We start from the raw sequence: 2634 nt of genomic DNA, 5'->3' as shown, positions 1-2634 counted from the left end.
GGGTTTCATCTTCGTTCCTTCGTCACTACGACGAAGCCCAAATCCTCCTTAAATCACAACCTCAAATCTGTGCCATTGGCGCTGACGGGGGACAGGGTTCGCCGTGTTTGATCACGGCGTGTACAGTGCGCGCCATCTTGGCCGCGATCGCGGTGTAAGCCTTGCGGCGCAGATGGGCGTCCTTTGGATCGTTCTTGTCCCAGCTGTTATGTAAGGCCTCGCGCGTCCGAGCCAATCCGACAGAAGAGATGAGCTTCAGGTCGAACCCGGCTTGGCCAAGATGGTGTGCCAGAGGGCGGCGATAATTACCGGTCGCCTCGAACCCGAGCCGTACCGGCAGTTCGTAGCTGGCAAGAGAAGTGGCCAGGCGCTGAAAGTCCTCCAGCGTGTTTGTGATCGTCAATCGGCGACGGCGCTTCTTGCCGGGAATGCTAATCAGCACCTCGTGCCGGTGCTTGGAAATGTCGATGGCGACCAGCACGGTCGAAGCAATAGAATGGGTGGCGGTCATAGCCGGTCTCCTCAGCGGTGTGGTTTACGCAAAACCACTGTTGAGACCTGAGACCCGGTTATGGCCACCCGCTACGCTATTGGGGGGCTGCGCGCGTGGCCATAACCTCTCTGCGGCGCTTCTTCCCGACGTGCTACGGGACCGAGTTCACCAGTCGGGCCATCCTGAAATGGGCCGACGAGAATAGCGTGCCTTGGCACTACATCGATCCGGGCAAGCCGCAGCAAAACGCCTTCATCGAAAGCTTCAACGGCAGCCTACGGGACGAGCTGTTGAACGAGGAGAGCTTTGACAGCCTGGATGACGCACGGCGCAAGCTGGCCTTGTGGCGTTACGACTACAACTCGGTCAGGCCGCACTCGTCTCTGGCCAACCGGACGCCACAGCAAGTGCGCCGAGCGCTTGAGCAATTTGAAGGCTCCGCGCCCGGCGCGCTTGCACCAGACAGGGAACCCGAATACCCAGATCCAACCTGCAGACTCTCGTTATGAATGAGGGACCAGCAGGGGGCAGGTCACCCGCACCATGGGCAAAGACCTGCCGATATGTTGTGCCGAAGGCTTGGCTTTGCCAGTACAGAAAGATAGCCATCCACAATGGTGAAGAAGATATCCACCTTTGTTGTTAACCGGTACGGAAAGATAATCAGCCCCAATGCTGAAGAATATATCCACCTCTGTTGTTGAATTGACCGCCGCAGAAGACATCCGAACGCTAGAAGAATCCCTGACTCATGCCGTCCGGGATGTGGGCTTTGTGACCTTCAACATAAGCTTGAACAAACGTCACGCAGAGGAATTCATGGAGGATCCGACGCTAACGACGTGGTCGCAGCGCGATCTCGACCTCTACATGAGAGACGGCTGGGCAAACCGCGATCCGCTTTTGCACAACGCGGTAACGGCGAGTTCGTCGTTCCTTTGGTGCGCCGACGACTGGAATGCCAAGGGCTTTCACGAATATGCCGAATACCTAGACATCAGCGGGCTGAGCGGCGGGGCGACCATCCCGCTGAATCGCCCCACAGGTCAGTTCGGGGCGATGACGCTTCTTGCGGTGGACCAGAAGCCGCTGACGGACGATGCGCTGCAGGCAACGCAAATCCTGGCCCATATGGCCATGGCCCGTGCATCGGCGCTGACGGAAAGGATCGCGACCTCTGGCGGAGTTCTGCGCCGCATCCGGCTGCTGTCAAAGCATCAGCTTGAAATCCTGCGCTGGGTTGCGCGGGGCAAGACCAACCGCGAGATCGCAATCATCCTCGGCAGTACCCGCCGCACGATCGACTATCACATGCAGCAAATCCTCAACAAGCTCGAGGTCTCCTCCCGCGCCCAGGCGGTTGCGGTCTTTGCCAGCGCCGAGCCCTGAGCCGCCCTTGCCCGAAGACAGAGCGCCCGGCCCCCACCCTCGCCACCCAATGCCCCTGGGCAGACTGTCCAGCGGCATCTGACAGATCGGCGTCGCGGCATCGCGGTCGGCCCCGATGCAATCGCCCCGGAACCGCGCCCTCCGCCCGGGCCGGGGTACGAAAGAGGCAAGCCGCATCGGCTGACTGAGGCCAGAGGCCTGTCATCGGTCGCGCGAAATCCGGGGGCTTCACCTCCCCGCTCGACACGAAACCGGGCTTTCGCTTCTTCGCCATCGGCAAAGATGCACTGGCCCGGACAAGCGAGAGCCCCGGGCCAATGTGGAGCGCTATGACGAGTTGCGGTCTCGCGATGCTGGAGGCCGCCATGCGTCATGACCCAGCCAGCGGTGCCATCGTGATCATGCTGCGCAGCCTCAAGATGTACGGGATGGCTCAAGCCGTGACCGACCTGATCGAGCAGGGTGCGCCGGCGTTCGAATCCGCCGTGCCGATCCTGACGCAGCTCCTGAAGGCTGAGGTCGCGGAGCGCGAGGTGCGCTCGATCGCCTACCACATGAAGGTGGCGCGCTTCCCGGCCTACAAGGATCTGCCCAACTTCGACTGTAAGCGTTGCATCTGACCCCGTGTTTACCCTCTAAACCTGACCTCTTCTCATCCGCTAGGCTCAGGACTCATAACCAGAACATCACAGTTGCGGCGAGAGCGACGGCGGAGAGGAAGACCTTCGGGCATCTGTCGTAGCGGGTCGCCA

Annotated in this window: 1 protein-coding gene and 3 pseudogenes; 3 read left to right on the top strand and 1 reads right to left on the bottom strand. The window is 60.6% G+C overall.

All coding sequences use genetic code 11. The features are described 5' to 3' along the window. Positions 1-169 precede the first annotated feature (169 nt). Positions 170-511 (bottom strand): annotated as a pseudogene (locus G455_RS25240) (IS110 family transposase); the annotation flags it as partial. Between the two features lie 89 nt (positions 512-600). Between G455_RS25240 and G455_RS25235 the strand changes: the two are divergent. The 3 genes and pseudogenes from G455_RS25235 to G455_RS0122065 all read left to right on the top strand — a co-directional run. Next, positions 601-1002, top strand: a pseudogene (locus G455_RS25235) (integrase core domain-containing protein); the annotation flags it as partial. A 163-nt stretch (positions 1003-1165) separates the two neighbouring features. After that, the gene (locus G455_RS0122070; protein WP_028095592.1) at positions 1166-1882 is read left to right on the top strand and encodes a helix-turn-helix transcriptional regulator; all 717 of its coding nucleotides are present in this window, start codon (positions 1166-1168) and stop codon (positions 1880-1882) included. Positions 1883-2247: 365 nt separating this feature from the next. Beyond that, positions 2248-2484: pseudogene (locus G455_RS0122065) on the top strand (ATP-binding protein); the annotation flags it as partial. Between the last annotated feature and the right edge of the window lie 150 nt (positions 2485-2634).

The organism is Pseudodonghicola xiamenensis DSM 18339 (assembly GCF_000429365.1).
GTDB classification, from domain to species: domain Bacteria; phylum Pseudomonadota; class Alphaproteobacteria; order Rhodobacterales; family Rhodobacteraceae; genus Pseudodonghicola; species Pseudodonghicola xiamenensis.
Note: the sequence above shows the minus strand (reverse complement) of the source record. Positions and strands in the feature narration are given on the sequence as shown.